Genomic DNA, 575 nt, shown 5'->3' with positions numbered 1-575 from the left:
AGGTACTACCGATAATCGCGACTAACGTACCTGCTGCAATTTGGCTCGGGTAAATGGCTATTTGCCCTAACCAATCCGCCCAAACCATAAGCGTTGCACCAATTAAACTGCCAACGAATAATTGTTCTTTGACCTTTCTTGCTCCTAGCATCATCGCCATGTGTGGAGCGACCAAGCCAACAAAGGAAACGGGGCCGACCGTCGCCGTTGAAAAGGCACACAGCAGAGCAACGATAACAAGCAAAATCGTGTTCGCAGAAGATGGATTCAGCCCACGCGCGTTAGAAAACGCTCGACCAATAAAAATCAGCGTTAGCCAACGTGACAACGCAAACACAATCGCTAAAAGCACCAACACGGCGATAAGCAACATCAATGCACTTGTGCTGGTGACGCGATACGTTGAGCCCGTGAGCCAGAGCAAAATTTTGTAACTTTCCCCAGAGCCTTGCGCCAACGCAAACTGCACGAGAGCTTGTAATAGGGCGCTAAGGGCAATACCCGAGAGTACAAAATTAGAAGGGTTAAAGTGGCTGCGTTTCCCGATAATGAGCAGCAGCATCAATACGGTCAGA

General features: G+C 49.0%; 1 protein-coding gene. It reads right to left on the bottom strand.

What is annotated here, in order from left to right; translation table 11 throughout:
* Window positions 1-575: iron chelate uptake ABC transporter family permease subunit (locus tag R7R24_RS29065; RefSeq protein WP_318120506.1), on the bottom strand; the 575-nt coding region annotated here is incomplete at both ends.

It is taken from the genome of Vibrio sp. 704, assembly GCF_033339295.1.
This window is presented reverse-complemented; position numbering and strand designations above follow the sequence as displayed.